General features: G+C 71.6%; 16 protein-coding genes. 15 read left to right on the top strand and 1 reads right to left on the bottom strand.

What is annotated here, in order from left to right; genetic code table 11:
• Positions 1–134: 134 nt before the first annotated feature.
• From FGF04_RS08275 to nusB, 14 genes are all read left to right on the top strand, one after another.
• Entirely contained in the window at positions 135–578 is a 444-nt protein-coding gene (locus tag FGF04_RS08275; protein WP_149510583.1) for a DUF948 domain-containing protein, read from the top strand.
• Between the two features lie 7 nt (positions 579–585).
• Complete coding sequence (locus FGF04_RS08270) at positions 586–936, top strand: DUF6167 family protein (protein WP_149510582.1); 351 nt, start codon at positions 586–588, stop codon at positions 934–936.
• The gene (gene alaS, locus FGF04_RS08265) at positions 936–3,608 is read left to right on the top strand and encodes an alanine--tRNA ligase (RefSeq protein WP_149510581.1); all 2,673 of its coding nucleotides are present in this window, start codon (positions 936–938) and stop codon (positions 3,606–3,608) included. Before FGF04_RS08270 ends, alaS begins: the two co-directional genes overlap by 1 nt.
• Positions 3,609–3,625: 17 nt before the next feature.
• Positions 3,626–4,090: a Holliday junction resolvase RuvX gene (gene ruvX / locus FGF04_RS08260; RefSeq protein ID WP_149510672.1), complete on the top strand. Its 465-nt coding sequence runs from the start codon at positions 3,626–3,628 to the stop codon at positions 4,088–4,090.
• Between the two features lie 120 nt (positions 4,091–4,210).
• Positions 4,211–5,977 (top strand): endolytic transglycosylase MltG, encoded by a 1,767-nt coding sequence (gene mltG / locus FGF04_RS08250; RefSeq protein ID WP_149510579.1) that lies wholly within the window; start codon positions 4,211–4,213, stop codon positions 5,975–5,977.
• Positions 5,955–6,806: a shikimate dehydrogenase gene (locus FGF04_RS08245; protein WP_149510578.1), complete on the top strand. Its 852-nt coding sequence runs from the start codon at positions 5,955–5,957 to the stop codon at positions 6,804–6,806. Before mltG ends, FGF04_RS08245 begins: the two co-directional genes overlap by 23 nt.
• Positions 6,807–6,874: 68 nt before the next feature.
• Positions 6,875–7,147, top strand: coding sequence for a hypothetical protein (locus FGF04_RS08240; protein ID WP_149510577.1), 273 nt, complete (start codon positions 6,875–6,877; stop codon positions 7,145–7,147).
• A 227-nt stretch (positions 7,148–7,374) separates the two neighbouring features.
• Positions 7,375–8,559, top strand: coding sequence for a chorismate synthase (gene aroC, locus FGF04_RS08235; RefSeq protein ID WP_149510576.1), 1,185 nt, complete (start codon positions 7,375–7,377; stop codon positions 8,557–8,559).
• 29 nt (positions 8,560–8,588) lie between these two features.
• Complete coding sequence (locus FGF04_RS08230) at positions 8,589–9,071, top strand: shikimate kinase (RefSeq protein ID WP_149510671.1); 483 nt, start codon at positions 8,589–8,591, stop codon at positions 9,069–9,071.
• Entirely contained in the window at positions 9,068–10,159 is a 1,092-nt protein-coding gene (gene aroB, locus FGF04_RS08225; protein WP_149510575.1) for a 3-dehydroquinate synthase, read from the top strand. Before FGF04_RS08230 ends, aroB begins: the two co-directional genes overlap by 4 nt.
• A gap of 166 nt (positions 10,160–10,325) precedes the next feature.
• Positions 10,326–11,177 carry a Pro-rich N-terminal domain-containing protein gene (locus tag FGF04_RS08220; protein WP_149510574.1) on the top strand — a complete coding sequence of 284 codons (852 nt, stop codon included), beginning with the start codon at positions 10,326–10,328 and terminating at the stop codon, positions 11,175–11,177.
• A 152-nt stretch (positions 11,178–11,329) separates the two neighbouring features.
• On the top strand, positions 11,330–12,448 hold the full coding sequence (locus FGF04_RS08215; protein ID WP_149510573.1) for an aminopeptidase P family protein: 1,119 nt from the start codon (positions 11,330–11,332) through the stop codon (positions 12,446–12,448).
• Positions 12,449–12,516: 68 nt separating this feature from the next.
• Positions 12,517–13,083 (top strand): elongation factor P, encoded by a 567-nt coding sequence (efp, locus tag FGF04_RS08210; RefSeq protein WP_149510572.1) that lies wholly within the window; start codon positions 12,517–12,519, stop codon positions 13,081–13,083.
• Positions 13,084–13,085: 2 nt separating this feature from the next.
• Complete coding sequence (nusB, locus tag FGF04_RS08205; RefSeq protein ID WP_149510571.1) at positions 13,086–13,520, top strand: transcription antitermination factor NusB; 435 nt, start codon at positions 13,086–13,088, stop codon at positions 13,518–13,520.
• A gap of 226 nt (positions 13,521–13,746) precedes the next feature.
• Here nusB and bldD read toward each other — a convergent pair whose 3' ends face one another.
• Positions 13,747–14,247: a transcriptional regulator BldD gene (gene bldD, locus FGF04_RS08200; protein ID WP_017945577.1), complete on the bottom strand. Its 501-nt coding sequence runs from the start codon at positions 14,245–14,247 to the stop codon at positions 13,747–13,749.
• A gap of 244 nt (positions 14,248–14,491) precedes the next feature.
• Here bldD and pyrR point away from each other — a divergent pair, with 244 nt between their 5' ends.
• A complete protein-coding gene (pyrR, locus tag FGF04_RS08195) occupies positions 14,492–15,082 on the top strand; it encodes a bifunctional pyr operon transcriptional regulator/uracil phosphoribosyltransferase PyrR (RefSeq protein ID WP_149510570.1) in 591 nt (196 codons plus the stop codon).
• Positions 15,083–15,121 lie beyond the last annotated feature (39 nt).

The raw sequence follows: 15,121 nt of genomic DNA, 5'->3' as shown, positions 1-15,121 counted from the left end.
GCACTACGTACAATCTCGTTGCGCGACTCCCCTTCCGGCGGACGGTAATCCGGTACGGAGCGGTTGCCCCGGCGCGATAGGGTCGGAGGACGACTTTTCGACGGTGAGGCACGAATTCAGGGAGCGGGTGCGCAGTGTCCGGTGGAGAGGTGGCCGGGATCCTGGTGGCCGTCTTCTGGGCGATCCTGGTCTCCTTCCTCGCGGTGGCACTCGCGAGGCTGGCCCAGACGCTCAGGGCGACCACCAAACTCGTCGCGGACGTGACCGAACAGACGGTCCCGCTCCTCGCGGACGCCTCCGCGGCCGTGCGCTCGGCGCAGACGCAGATCGAGCGGGTCGACGCCATCGCGTCGGACGTCCAGGAGGTCACGTCGAACGCCTCGGCGCTCTCCTCGACCGTCGCCTCCACCTTCGGCGGCCCGCTGGTGAAGGTCGCGGCCTTCGGCTACGGCGTGCGCCGGGCCATGGGCGGCGGCCGCGACCGCGAGGACGTGCCCGCCCCGAAGCCCGCGCGTCGCACCGTGATCGTGGGCCGCACCGTCCCGTCGACGCGACGGGGAAAGCGGAAGAAGGACTGACGCAGCGATGTTCCGCCGTACGTTCTGGTTCACCGCGGGCGCAGCCGCCGGCGTGTGGGCCACCACCAAGGTCAACCGCAAGATCAGGCAGCTGACGCCCGAGAGCCTCGCGGCGCAGGCCGCGAACAAGGCGATCGAGGCGGGCCACCGCATCAAGGACTTCGCACTCGACGTCCGTGACGGGATGGCCCAGCGCGAGGCGGAGCTCGGCGAGGCCCTCGGCCTGAACGCCGATCCCGAACTGCCGCCCGCGCGCCGCGTCGCCGCCCTGGAGAACCGCAACGACCCGCAGTACAGCAAGAACCCGACGTACGTCGAGAGGTCGGCGTACTCGCACAACCGGAATGAGGACCACTGATGGAGTCGGCCGAGATTCGCCGCCGCTGGTTGAGCTTCTTCGAGGAGCGCGGGCACACCGTCGTGCCTTCGGCGTCGCTCATCGCGGACGATCCGACCCTGCTCCTGGTCCCGGCCGGCATGGTGCCCTTCAAGCCGTACTTCCTCGGTGAGGTCAAGCCGCCCTTCGAGCGCGCCACGAGCGTCCAGAAGTGCGTGCGCACCCCGGACATCGAAGAGGTCGGCAAGACCACCCGGCACGGCACGTTCTTCCAGATGTGCGGCAACTTCTCCTTCGGCGACTACTTCAAGGAAGGCGCCATCAAGTACGCCTGGGAGCTGCTGACCAGCCCCCAGGACAAGGGCGGTTACGGTCTGGAGCCCGAGAAGCTCTGGATCACCGTGTACCTGGACGACGACGAGGCCGAGCGCATCTGGCACGAGGTCGTCGGCGTCCCCAAGGAGCGCATCCAGCGCCTGGGCAAGAAGGACAACTTCTGGTCCATGGGCGTGCCGGGCCCCTGCGGCCCGTGTTCCGAGATCAACTACGACCGCGGCCCCGAGTTCGGCGTCGAGGGCGGCCCCGCCGTCAACGACGAGCGGTACGTGGAGATCTGGAACCTCGTCTTCATGCAGTACGTGCGGGGCGAGGGCACCTCGAAGGACGACTTCGAGATCCTCGGCGACCTGCCGAGCAAGAACATCGACACGGGTCTGGGCCTGGAACGCCTCGCCATGATCCTGCAGGGCGTGCAGAACCTGTACGAGATCGACACCTCCATGGCCGTCATCAGGAAGGCCACCGAGCTGACCGGCGTCGAGTACGGCGCGGGCCAGGAGTCCGACGTCTCGCTGCGCGTGGTCACCGACCACATGCGCACCTCGGTGATGCTCATCGGTGACGGCGTCACCCCGGGCAACGAGGGCCGCGGCTACGTGCTGCGCCGCATCATGCGCCGCGCCATCCGCAACATGCGCCTGCTCGGCGCCACCGGCCCGGTCGTCAAGGACCTCGTCGACGTCGTGATCGGCATGATGGGGCAGCAGTACCCCGAGCTCGTCACCGACCGGCAGCGCATCGAGACCGTGGCCCTCGCCGAGGAGGCCGCCTTCCTCAAGGCCCTCAGGGGCGGCACCAACATCCTCGACACAGCCGTCACGGAGACCAAGGCCGCCGGCGGCACGGTCCTCTCCGGCGACCAGGCCTTCCTGCTGCACGACACGTGGGGCTTCCCCATCGACCTCACCCTGGAGATGGCCGCCGAACAGGGCCTGTCCGTGGACGAGGACGGCTTCCGGCGCCTGATGAAGGAGCAGCGCGAGCGCGCCAAGGCCGACGCCAAGGCCAAGAAGACCGGCCACGCCGACCTGGGCGCCTACCGCGAGATCGCCGACGCCGCCGGTGAGACCGACTTCATCGGCTACACCAGCACCGAGGGCGAGTCCACGGTCGTCGGCATCCTCGTCGACGGCGCCTCCTCGCCGGCCGCCACCGAGGGCGACGAGGTCGAGATCGTCCTCGACCGCACCCCGTTCTACGCCGAGGGCGGCGGCCAGATCGGCGACACCGGCCGCATCAGGACCGACACGGGCGCCGTGATCGAGGTCCGCGACTGCCAGAAGCCGGTGCCGGGGGTGTACGTCCACAAGGGCGTCGTCCAGGTCGGCGAGGTGACCGTCGGCGCCAGGGCCCAGGCCGTCATCGACGTACGCCGCCGCACGGCCATCGCCCGCGCCCACTCGGCCACGCACCTGACCCACCAGGCCCTGCGCGACGCCCTCGGCCCGACGGCCGCCCAGGCCGGTTCCGAGAACCAGCCCGGCCGCTTCCGCTTCGACTTCGGCTCCCCGGCCGCCGTGCCGACGGCCGTGATGACGGACGTCGAGCAGAAGATCAACGAGGTGCTCGCCCGCGACCTGGACGTGCACGCCGAGATCCTCAGCATCGACGAGGCCAAGAAGCAGGGCGCCATCGCCGAGTTCGGCGAGAAGTACGGCGAGCGCGTGCGCGTCGTCACCATCGGCGACTTCTCCAAGGAGCTGTGCGGCGGCACACACGTGCACAACACCTCCCAGCTCGGCCTGGTGAAGCTGCTCGGCGAGTCGTCGATCGGTTCGGGCGTACGCCGCATCGAGGCCCTGGTGGGGGTCGACGCCTACAACTTCCTCGCCCGCGAGCACACGGTCGTCGCCCAGCTCCAGGAGCTGATCAAGGGCCGCCCCGAGGAGCTCCCGGAGAAGGTCTCGGCCATGCTCGGCAAGCTGAAGGACGCCGAGAAGGAGATCGAGAAGTTCCGCGCCGAGAAGGTCCTGCAGGCCGCCGCCGGCCTCGCCGGGTCCGCCAAGGACGTGCAGGGCGTCGCGCTCGTGACCGGTCAGGTCCCCGACGGCACGGGCGCCGACGACCTGCGCAAGCTGGTCCTCGACGTGCGCGGCCGCATCCAGGGCGGCCGGGCCGCCGTGGTGGCCCTCTTCACGACCGTGAACGGCAAGCCGCTGACGGTCATCGCCACCAACGAGGCCGCCCGCGAGCGCGGCCTCAAGGCCGGTGACCTGGTGCGCACGGCCGCCAAGACCCTCGGCGGCGGCGGTGGCGGCAAGCCCGACGTCGCCCAGGGCGGTGGCCAGAACCCGGCCGCCATCGGTGAGGCCGTCGACGCCGTCGAGCGTCTCGTCGCCGAGTCCGCCAGGTGAGCGAGGGCGAGCGGGTCATGCGCCGCGGCCGCCGGCTCGCCCTCGACGTCGGAGACGCCCGGATCGGGGTCGCCTCGTGCGACCCCGACGGGATCCTCGCCACGCCGGTGGAGACCGTGCCGGGACGCGACGTCCTGGCCGCCCATCGGCGCCTGCGGCAGCTCGTCGAGGAGTACGAGCCGATCGAGGTCGTCGTCGGTCTCCCGCGCTCCCTCAAGGGTGGCGAGGGCCCCGCCGCGGTCAAGGTCCGCGCCTTCGCGCAGGAGCTCGCGCGGGGCATCGCCCCCGTCCCGGTGCGGCTCCTGGACGAGAGGATGACCACGGTGACGGCCAGTCAGGGGCTGCGCGCCTCGGGCGTGAGGTCCAAGAAGGGCCGGTCGGTCATCGACCAGGCGGCGGCCGTGATCATCCTCCAGCAGGCACTGGAGTCCGAACGGGCGTCAGGCACGTCTCCCGGCGAGGGCGTCGAAGTGGTCATCTGATCGCGGTACGGTAACGTTCCGCGCGATGCGGTGGTGTTCGAATAGCCTCCGCACAGGAGAGGCGGACGGTAGCCGAGCCCAGCCACCGTGCCATCGTCGCCTCGCGGCTCTAGGGGATCGATGACTGAGTATGGCCGGGGCCCCGGCTCCGAACCGTGGCATCCCGAGGACCCGTTGTACGGGGACGGCGGATGGGGAGGGCAGGAGGCGCAGGCGGCCCGGCCCCCCTACGGCGGCCAGCCGCAGCAGCATCCTGAGCAGGCGCAGCAGCCGCAGTACGGCGACTGGGGCCAGGGCCCGCAGGCGGGCTACGACCAGCAGGGGCAGCAGCAGTACCCCCAGGGACAGCAGCAGTACGGCGCGCACGCCCCCCAGCAGTACGACGGCCAGGGCGGGCAGGGGTACGACGGCCAGGGCGGCGGGTACGGCCAGCAGTACGACCAGAACGGGCAGCCCTATCAGGGCGGCTACGACACGGGCCAGCAGCAGTACCAGCCGCAGCAGGTCCCGTACGCCGGGGACCCGAACGACCCCTACGGCAACCAGGCCGCCGCGTACGCCGGGCAGCAGCCCGACTACTACGGGACCCCCGACGCGTACCCGCCGCCGGAGCCGCCCGGCCGCCGGCGCGCCGAACCCGAGCCCGAGCCGCGGCAGGAGGAGCGCGAGGACTGGGACCCGGGCCCCGACCAGGGCGAGCACGCGTTCTTCAGCGGCGAGGACGACCCGGACGACGACTCCGACGACGACCCGCAGAGCCGCCGGCGCGGAAAGGGCGGCAAGGGGAGCAAGGGCAAGGGCGAGAAGAAACGCAAGAGCGGCTGTGCCTGCCTGGTCGTCTCGCTCGTCTTCACCTCGGTCATCGGCGGCGTCGCCTATTTCGGCTACCAGTTCTACGAGAATCGTTTCGGCTCGGCTCCCGATTACTCCGGTGACGGTACCTCCCAGCAGGTGACCGTCGTCATTCCGAAGGGCGCCTTCGGGTCGGTCATCGGCCAGAAGCTCAAGGCGGCCGGCGTCGTCAAGAGCGTCGACGCCTTCGTGGCGGCCCAGTCGCAGAATTCCGACGGCGCCAAGATTCAAGCAGGTTCCTATCTGCTGAACAAGCAGATGTCCGCAGAAAGCGCTGTCGCGCTGATGCTCGACCCCAAGAGCCAGAACAACCTGGTCGTCCGCGAGGGCCAGCGCAACGTCACGGTGTACGAGGCGATCGACAAGCAGCTCGACCTTCCCAAGGGCAGCACCGCGAAGGTCGCGAAGGAGAAGTACGAGAGCCTCGGACTGCCGGACTGGGCGAACGACGACTCCGACATCAAGGACCCGCTGGAAGGATTCCTCTACCCGGCGACCTATCCGGCCGACAAGGACATGAAGCCGGAGGCCGTCCTCAAGGAAATGGTGTCGCAGGCCAACGAGCAGTACGCCGTGTACGACCTGGAGGCGAAGGCCGCGGACCTCGGCCTGGAGAATCCGCTGGAGGTCGTCACCGTGGCGAGCCTGGTGCAGGCCGAGGGCATCACGCACGACGACTTCCGGAAGATGGCGGCCGTCGTCTACAACCGCCTGAAGCCGACGAACGACGTCACCAACCAGAAACTTGAGTTCGACTCGACGTACAACTACCTCAAGGGCCAGAGCGAGATCGATATCTCGGTCGCCGAGATCCGCAACTACGACGACCCGTACAACACGTACTTCTACAAGGGCCTGCCGCCCGGGCCCATCGGGAATCCCGGCGAGGACGCGCTGAAGGCGGCGGTGAACCCGGACGGCGGTGCGTGGATGTTCTTCATCTCCATCGACGGCAAGAAGACCGACTTCACCAAGACGTTGGCCGACCACGAGAAGCTGGTTCAGAAATTCAATGAACGGCGCAAGAAGGACTGACGGGAACCGGCGGCACAGGGCCGCCGTTCTCGGTTCCCCGATCGGCCATTCCCTCTCGCCGGTGCTGCACCGCGCCGCCTACGAGGAACTGGACCTGCGGGACTGGTCGTACGACCGCTTCGAGACCGACGAGGCGGCGCTGCCGGAATTCCTCGCCGGACTCGGCCCCGAATGGGCCGGGCTCTCGCTGACGATGCCGCTCAAGCGTGCCGTCATCCCGCTGCTCGACGAGGTCTCCGACACCGCGGCCTCCGTCGAGGCCGTGAACACGGTGGTGTTCACGCAGGACGGGCGCCGCGTCGGCGACAACACGGACATCCCCGGGATCGTCGCCGCCCTGCGCGAACGCGGCATCGAGCAGGTGGACTCCGCGGCCGTCCTCGGCGCGGGCGCCACCGCGTCCTCCGCACTGGCCGCGCTGGCCCGCGTCTGCACGGGCGAGGTCGTCGCGTACGTCCGCAGCGCGGCGCGCGCCGCCGAGATGCGGCAGTGGGGCGAACGGCTGGGCCTGCGGGTGCGCACGGCCGACTGGGCGGACGCCGACCGGGCGCTGCGCGCGCCCCTGGTGATCGCGACGACCCCCGCCGGCACCACCGACTCCCTCGCCCGGTCCGTCCCCGAACGGCCCGCCACCCTGTTCGACGTCCTCTACGACCCGTGGCCGACCGACCTCGCGGCCCGCTGGTCCGCCCACGGCGGCGCCGTCGTCAGCGGCCTGGACCTGCTCGTGCACCAGGCGGTGCTGCAGGTCGAGCAGATGACGGGGCGCGCTCCGGCCCCGCTGCACGCCATGCGGACGGCGGGCGAGAAGGCCCTCGCGGCGAGATAGCGAAGGCCGCTAGGATCCGGCTTCCGGTCCCGCAGGGGGTGGGGCCGGATCCATCGGGGGACTGAACCATGCTGCACACGACACAGGCGTCCTGGAAGTCGGAGATCTTCCAGGTGACCGTCGGCTTCCTGCCGGACTGGGCGCAGACCGGCGCCCTCGGGCTCCTGGTGCTCGCGGTCCTCGCGAGCTGGGGCGTCAAGCTCAGGCGCAGGCTCGCGCACCGGCGCGCGGTGCGCTCCGGGCAGCCCGTCCACGCGGCGGCGCCGTACGGACAGGGCCGCGGCGCCGACTACCTGGGCGCGTACGCCCCGCGGACCGGGCCGGACGACACCACGGCGTGAGACCGCCGCGCGGTGCGGCCCCCACGGAGTGCGGCCGCCGCGGCGTGGCGGGAGCGCGTCCGTCTGGTGGACCCCGGGCCGGGCCCGGGCGCGGACGTGAAAGGATCGGGGCGGCGGGCCAGGGCCGCGCACCCGGTCGCGCCGTCGCCGTACGCGAGGACGCGCGTACGCACACACGTGTGCGCACGGCAGGACACAGCACCAGGGCGCGAGCATGAGGAGCACCGTTGAGCAGGTTGCGCTGGCTGACCGCGGGGGAGTCGCACGGCCCCGCACTCGTGGCGACGCTGGAGGGTCTTCCCGCCGGCGTGCCCGTCACCACGGAGATGGTGGCGGACCACCTGGCCCGGCGGCGCCTGGGCTACGGACGCGGCGCGCGGATGAAGTTCGAGCGCGACGAGGTCACCTTCCTCGGCGGGGTGCGCCACGGACTCACCCTCGGCTCGCCGGTCGCGGTGATGGTCGGCAACACCGAGTGGCCCAAGTGGGAGCAGGTGATGGCGGCCGACCCGGTGGACCCGCAGATCCTCGCCGACCTGGCCCGCAACGCCCCGCTGACCCGCCCGCGGCCCGGCCACGCCGACCTCGCCGGCATGCAGAAGTACGGGTTCGACGAGGCCCGGCCGATCCTGGAGCGGGCGTCCGCGCGGGAGACGGCGGCGCGGGTGGCCCTGGGCGCGGTGGCCCGGTCGTACCTGAAGGAGACCGCCGGCATCGAGATCGTCTCGCACGTGGTGGAGCTGGCGGCGGCGAAGGCCCCCTACGGCGTCCTGCCGACCCCCGCGGACGTGGCGAAGCTGGACGCGGACCCGGTGCGCTGCCTGGACGAGGCCGCCTCCGAGGCGATGGTCGCGGAGATCGACCAGGCCCACAAGGACGGCGACACCCTCGGCGGAGTCGTCGAGGTCCTGGCGTACGGCGTGCCGGTCGGCCTCGGTTCGCACGTGCACTGGGACCGGCGCCTGGACGCCCGGCTGGCGGCGGCGCTCATGGGCATCCAGGCCATCAAGGGCGTGGAGGTCGGCGACGGCTTCGACCTCGCGCGGGTGCCCGGTTCCCAGGCGCACGACGAGATCGTCCGCACCGAGGAGGGCATCCGGCGCGCCTCCGGCCGCTCCGGCGGCACCGAGGGCGGTCTCACCACCGGCGAGCTGCTGCGCGTACGGGCCGCGATGAAGCCCATCGCCACGGTGCCGCGGGCACTGGCCACCGTCGACGTGGCGACCGGCGAGGCCACCAAGGCGCACCACCAGCGCTCGGACGTCTGCGCGGTGCCGGCGGCCGGGATCGTCGCCGAGGCGATGGTCGCGCTGGTCCTGGCGGACGCGGTCGCGGAGAAGTTCGGCGGCGACAGCGTCCCGGAGACCCGCCGCAACGTGGAGTCCTACCTCGACCACCTGGCCGTGCGGTGACCGGCCCCCGGATCGTGCTGGTCGGCCCGATGGGGGTCGGCAAGTCCACGGTCGGCGCGTTGCTCGCGGAGCGGCTCGGCTGCCGCTGCCGGGACACCGACGAGGACATCGTGGCCGAGCAGGGCCGCACGATCGCCGACATCTTCCTGGACGACGGCGAAGAAACCTTCCGCACCGTCGAGAAGGAGGCCGTGCGGCGCGCGCTCGCGGAGCACGACGGCGTCCTGGCGCTCGGCGGCGGCTCGGTCCTCGACGCGGACACCCGGGCGCTGCTCGCCGGACACACCGTGGTGTACCTCTCGATGGACGTCGAGGAAGCGGTGCAGCGCACCGGCCTGAACGCGGCCCGGCCGCTGCTCGCGGTCAACCCGCGCCGGCAGTGGCGCGAGCTGATGGACGCCCGCCGCCCCCTGTACGAGCAGGTCGCGGGCGCCGTGGTCGCCACCGACGGCCGCACCCCCGAAGAGGTCGCCCGGGCGGTCCTCGACGCACTGGAGTTGAAAGAAGCATGAGCGAGGCAGTGACGCGGATCCACGTCGGCGGCACGGCGGGCAGCGAGCCGTACGAGGTCCTGGTCGGCCGTCAGCTGCTCGGCGAGCTGGGCGCGCTGGTCGGGGAGCGGGCGAAGCGGGTCGCGGTGATCCACCCCGAGGCGCTCGCCGAGACCGGTGACGCGCTCCGCGCCGACCTGGCCGAGCAGGGCTTCGAGGCCGTCGCCATCCAGGTGCCCAACGCCGAGGAGGCCAAGACCGCGGAGGTCGCCGCCTACTGCTGGAAGGCGCTCGGGCAGTCCGGCTTCACCCGCACCGACGTGATCGTCGGCGTCGGCGGCGGTGCCACCACCGACCTGGCCGGGTTCGTCGCGGCGACCTGGCTGCGCGGGGTGCGCTGGATCGCCGTCCCCACCACCGTGCTGGCCATGGTGGACGCGGCCGTCGGCGGCAAGACCGGCATCAACACCGCCGAGGGCAAGAACCTCGTCGGCGCCTTCCACCCGCCGGCCGGCGTGCTGTGCGACCTGGCCGCGCTCGACTCGCTGCCGGTCCACGACTTCGTGTCGGGGCTCGCCGAGATCATCAAGGCCGGCTTCATCGCCGACCCGGAGATCCTCGATCTGATCGAGGCCGACCCGCAGGGCGCCCGCACGCCCGCCGGGCCGCACACCGCCGAGCTCATCGAGCGCTCCATCAGGGTCAAGGCCGAGGTCGTCTCGTCCGACCTCAAGGAGTCGGGCCTGCGCGAGATCCTCAACTACGGTCACACCCTCGCCCACGCCATCGAGAAGAACGAGCGCTACGAGTGGCGGCACGGCGCGGCGGTCGCGGTCGGCATGCACTTCGCCGCCGAACTGGGGCGGCTGGCGGGCCGTCTCGACGACGTGACCGCCGACCGGCACCGCACCGTCCTGGAGTCCGTCGGGCTGCCGCTGAGCTACCGCTACGACCAGTGGCCCCGGCTCCTGGAGAACATGAAGATCGACAAGAAGTCCCGCGGCGACCTCCTGCGCTTCATCGTCCTCGACGGACTGGCCAAGCCCACCGTCCTGGAGGGCCCCGACCCGGCGGTGCTGCTCGCCGCCTACGGCGAAGTGGGCGAATAGCCCCCACGGGCACCCTTCGGGCCGATCCGCCGTGCGCGGACGGGCACTTCGGGCCGCCCCCGGCCGTTCACCAAACGGCGGCCGGGGACGGTACCGTTCGGTAGGGGAGCGGGGAGGATGCCTCGCTGCCAGCGCCCATTGCCTGTACGAGACGGAGTGGCACCGGATGCAGCACGCAGTGGGGTCTCCGCTGCCGCCGCCCCACCAGCAGGGGCACGGACCGGCCGCCGGCTGGTCGGGGGCCGCACCACACCCGGGACCGCCCCATCCGGGCCCGCCTCACCCGGGCCCGCACGCGGGGCCGGGACCGGTGAACCCGCCCGCGCCGCCGCACCACGCGGTCCCGCACCACGCCCCGGTACCGCCGGCGCCGGACACCACGGGCCACGTCCAGCTGCCGCCGGGCGGCCCCGTGCCGATGCCGAGCGCACCGCCCGCGGCCGGCACCCCCGACCCGACGTCCACGACGCTCGCCGTGCTGCTCATCGGGCCCGCGGGCGCGGGCAAGACCAGCGTCGCCAAGTACTGGGCGGACCACCGCAGGGTGCCCACCGCCCACATCAGCCTGGACGACGTCCGCGAGTGGGTGCGCTCCGGCTTCGCCGACCCGCAGGCGGGGTGGAACGACATGTCGGAGGCGCAGTACCGGCTCGCCCGCCGCACCTGCGGCTTCTCGGCCCGCAACTTCCTGGCCAACAACATCTCGTGCATCCTCGACGACGCCGTCTTCCCCGACCGGCCCGTGGTGGGCCTGGGCGGCTGGAAGCGGCACGTCGGACCCGGCCTGCTCCCGGTCGTCCTGCTGCCCGGCCTGGAGATAGTCCTGGAGCGCAACGCGAAGCGCTCCGGAAACCGCCGCCTCACCGACGAGGAGGTCGCCCGCATCCACGGCCGGATGGCCGGCTGGTACGGCTCGGGCCTGCCGATCATCGACAACTCCCAGCTCGACGTCCCCCAGACGGCCCAGGTCCTGAACGACGTCCTGGCCCGGGCGATGGCGAGCCCGCCCCAGTGGTGACCGGGCCCCGGTAAGAGGGCCCCGCCAGGGGCGCGGGGAACTGCGCGGGTGACCCCCACGGCCCGCACCCGGCACACTGCCTCCGCGGCACCCCGTTTCCGTCGGCCGTGCAGAAACGGCACAAACCGCGCGAAGCGCATACGGTCGGACACATGCCAGAGGTGTACGAGACCCGCCGAGCCCGCCTGAGGGACCGCTGCAACGCAAGCGGCAGCGCCACCGCGCTGGTCTCCCGCCCCGCGAACGTCCGCTACCTCACCGGCGCGACGGCCCCCGGCGCGGTCCTCCTGCTGGGCAGGACCGAGGACCTCCTCGTGCACGGCGTGGCCCCGGAGGCCCCGGCGGGCGTCCCGCAGGGCGGGGTCCGCCCGGACGAGACGCTGCGCGTCCACACACTGCCCGGCCCCGGCGGCGACCCCGCGGTGGCCGCCGCGGGCCTCGCGGCTGCCCAGGGCGCCGAGTCCCTCGCCGTGGAGGAACACCACCTGACGGTCGACAGGCACCGGGCGATCGGCTCCGTCGCCCCCGGCCTGCGCCTCGCGGACGTCGGCGGAGCCGTCGAGCAGCTGCGGGTGATCAAGGACGAGGACGAGATCTCCTGCCTGCGCGCCGGCGCGGAGATCGCCGACCAGGCCCTGGGCGAACTCCTGGAGTCGATCCTCGTCGGCCGCACCGAACGGCACCTTGCGCTGGAACTGGAACGCCGTCTGGTCGACCACGGCGCCGACGGCCCGGCCTTCAGGACCTCGGTGGGCACGGGACCGCACTCCGGCCTGCGCCGGCACCGGCCCACCGACCGCCGGGTCGAGGAGGGGGACTTCCTCTCCGTCCGCCTCGGCGCGACCTACCGCGGCTACCGCAGCGAGATCGGCCGCACCTTCGTCATCGGCACCTCGCCCGCCGACTGGCAGATCGAGCTGTACGACCTGGTCTTCGCCGCGCAGCGGGCCGGCCGCGAAGCCCTGGTGCCCGGCACCGCCTGCCGTGACGTGTACCACGCGGCGTGCCAGGTGCTGGACTCCGCGGGGTGCGCGGAAGGGCTCCCCGCGTCGACCGGACACGGTGTGGGGCTCGAAATCGACGAGGAGCCGCAGTTGGCCCCCGCGGCCATGGGTAAACTGGACGCTTGCGTGCCGGTCACCGTCGAACCGGGGGTCCACCTCCCGGGCCGGGGCGGTGTCCGGATCGATGACACGCTCGTCGTGCGCCCTGAGGCGGACGGCGGACCCGAGCTACTCACCATCACGACCAAGGAACTGCTCGCGCTCTAGCTCCGAACGCTTCGAGCCGTGCGCGTGCCACCGGGGTCGTCCACGTCAGTCCAGGAGATTCCGCAACCGTGGCTTCCACGAACGACCTCAAGAACGGCCTGGTGCTCAAGCTCGAAGGCGGCCAGCTCTGGTCCGTAGTCGAGTTCCAGCACGTCAAGCCCGGCAAGGGCCCGGCCTTCGTGCGCACCAAGCTGAAGAACGTGCTTTCCGGCAAGGTCGTCGACAAGACGTTCAACGCCGGCGTCAAGGTCGAGACGGCCACTGTCGACAAGCGCGACATGCAGTTCTCGTACATGGACGGCGAGTACTTCGTCTTCATGGACATGGAGACCTACGACCAGCTCATGGTCGACCGCAAGGCCGTCGGCGACGCCGCCAACTTCCTGATCGAGGGCTTCACCGCCACCGTCGCGCAGCACGAGGGCGAGGTGCTCTTCGTGGAGCTGCCGGCCGCCGTCGAGCTCGTCGTCCAGGAGACCGAGCCGGGCGTCCAGGGCGACCGCTCCACCGGTGGCACCAAGCCCGCCACCCTGGAGACCGGTCACCAGATCAACGTCCCGCTCTTCATCACCACCGGTGAGAAGATCAAGGTCGACACCCGTACGAGCGACTACCTCGGCCGGGTGAACAGCTAACCGTGGCTGCCCGCAATACGGCCCGCAAGCGCGCCTTCCAGATCCTCTTCGAGGGGGACCAGCGCGGCACGGACGTCGTGACGGTCCTCGCGGACTGGATCCGGCACTCCCGGACCGACACCCGGCAGCCGCCGGTGAGCGAGTTCACGATGCAGCTGGTCGAGGGCTACGCGAACCACGCGAAGCGCATCGACGAGCTGATCTCCCAGTACGCCGTCGGCTGGACGCTCGACAGGATGCCGGTCGTCGACCGCAACATCCTGCGCCTCGGCGCGTACGAGCTGATCTGGGTGGACGAGACCCCGGACGCGGTCGTGCTCGACGAGGCGGTGCAGCTCGCCAAGGAGTTCTCCACGGACGAGTCGCCCTCCTTCGTGAACGGGCTGCTCGGCCGGTTCAAGGAGCTCAAGTCGTCGCTGCGGCGCGACGACGCCTGAACGCTCCGCTCGGTCCCACGACGCCGTGTGCGGGGCCGTGGGGGCTGGTCGCGCCCACGCGGCGGAGCCGCACCGTGTCTCTGCCCCGCGCCCCTGAGGTACGCCGGAGGGCCCCAGCAATCCGCTGGGGCCCTCCGGCGTACCTGCGTAAAACGACCTCGGGGTGGCCCGAACCAATCGGTTCCGGCCACCCCGAGGGCACGTTTCTTCTCAGTGCTGGTGCGGGTCAGCCCTCTTCGTGGGCGACCGCGCGGCGCGCGTCCGCGTCCAGGACGCCCCAGCTGATCAGCTGCTCGGTGAGGACCGAGGGCGACTGGTCGTAGATGACGGCGAGGGTGCGCAGGTCGTCCTGGCGGATCGACAGCACCTTGCCGTTGTAGTCGCCGCGCTGGGACTGGATCGTCGCCGCGTAGCGCTGCAGGGGGCCCGCCTTCTCGGCCGGCACGTGGGCCAGCCGCTCCAGGTCGAGGACCAGCTTCGGCGGCGGCTCGGCGGCTCCACCGGGCGTGGTGCCGGGCAGCAGCTCCTGCACGGGGACGCCGTAGAAGTCCGCCAGCTCCGCGAGACGCTGTACGGTCACGGCGCGGTCGCCGCGCTCGTACGAACCGACCACGACCGCCTTCCAGCGGCCCTGGGACTTCTCCTCGACGCCGTGGAGGGAAAGGCCCTGCTGGGTACGGATGGCACGGAGCTTGGCTCCGAGCTGTTTGGCGTATTCGCTGGACATATGGCTCCCCGGACACTGTGTCGACGTGCGGCTCGGCCGCGCGGCTGGTGACTCACTGTGAGGTTACGCAGCGTGACTCTGGCTCGTCAAGCCGAATGGTCCGGACCGCCCCTCCCGGGGAAGCGGGGAACGGCCGGGACGAGGGGGGTGATCAGCGGTGTTGCGGGGCTGGTACCGTGGATGGCGCAATTCCGACGTCCTTTAATGATCCGTCCCGTGAGGCGGAGAAGGAGGTCCGTTTCGTATGGACACCGAACAGCAGAAGCAGCAGTACGAGTCCGATGCGCGGCCCGTTCTGGAGGCCCCCGACATCGCGCGGGTCCTGACCCGCATCGCCCACGAGATCGTCGAACGCGCCAAGGGCGCCGACGACGTGGTGCTCCTCGGCATCCCGACCCGGGGCGTGTACCTGGCCCAGCGGCTCGCCGCCAAGCTCCAGGAGATCACCGGCCGCGCCATCCCGGTCGGCTCCCTCGACATCACCATGTACCGCGACGACCTGCGCATGCACCCGCCGCGCGCGCTGGCCCGCACCGACATCCCCGGTGACGGCATCGACGGCCGCCTGGTCGTCCTCGTCGACGACGTGCTCTTCTCCGGCCGCACCATCCGCGCCGCCCTCGACGCGCTGAACGACATCGGCCGCCCGCGCGCCGTGCAGCTCGCGGTCCTCGTCGACCGCGGCCACCGCGAACTCCCGATCCGCGCCGACTACGTCGGCAAGAACCTCCCCACGTCGTTGCGGGAGACGGTCAAGGTCCAGCTCGCCGAGGAGGACGGTCGCGACACCGTGCTGCTCGGTGTGAAGCGGACCTCCCCGGACGGACCGCAGTAGGCCACCGGCGTACGGCAGCCGCCGTCCGCCGCGCCCACC

It is taken from the genome of Streptomyces apricus, from assembly GCF_008369065.1.
Classification (GTDB): Bacteria; Actinomycetota; Actinomycetes; order Streptomycetales; family Streptomycetaceae; genus Streptomyces; species Streptomyces apricus.
Note: the sequence above shows the minus strand (reverse complement) of the source record. Positions and strands in the feature narration are given on the sequence as shown.

Coding starts and splice junctions, on each gene's coding strand:
- aroB (WP_149510575.1), top strand. CDS start 9,068: ATGAGCGAGGCAGTGACGCGGATCCACGTCGGCGGCACGGCGGGCAGC.
- FGF04_RS08215 (WP_149510573.1), top strand. CDS start 11,330: ATGCCAGAGGTGTACGAGACCCGCCGAGCCCGCCTGAGGGACCGCTGC.
- bldD (WP_017945577.1), bottom strand. CDS start 14,247: ATGTCCAGCGAATACGCCAAACAGCTCGGAGCCAAGCTCCGTGCCATC.
- FGF04_RS08245 (WP_149510578.1), top strand. CDS start 5,955: ATGAACGGCGCAAGAAGGACTGACGGGAACCGGCGGCACAGGGCCGCC.
- FGF04_RS08240 (WP_149510577.1), top strand. CDS start 6,875: ATGCTGCACACGACACAGGCGTCCTGGAAGTCGGAGATCTTCCAGGTG.
- FGF04_RS08230 (WP_149510671.1), top strand. CDS start 8,589: ATGGGGGTCGGCAAGTCCACGGTCGGCGCGTTGCTCGCGGAGCGGCTC.
- alaS (WP_149510581.1), top strand. CDS start 936: ATGGAGTCGGCCGAGATTCGCCGCCGCTGGTTGAGCTTCTTCGAGGAG.
- pyrR (WP_149510570.1), top strand. CDS start 14,492: ATGGACACCGAACAGCAGAAGCAGCAGTACGAGTCCGATGCGCGGCCC.
- FGF04_RS08270 (WP_149510582.1), top strand. CDS start 586: ATGTTCCGCCGTACGTTCTGGTTCACCGCGGGCGCAGCCGCCGGCGTG.
- ruvX (WP_149510672.1), top strand. CDS start 3,626: ATGCGCCGCGGCCGCCGGCTCGCCCTCGACGTCGGAGACGCCCGGATC.
- mltG (WP_149510579.1), top strand. CDS start 4,211: ATGACTGAGTATGGCCGGGGCCCCGGCTCCGAACCGTGGCATCCCGAG.
- FGF04_RS08220 (WP_149510574.1), top strand. CDS start 10,326: ATGCAGCACGCAGTGGGGTCTCCGCTGCCGCCGCCCCACCAGCAGGGG.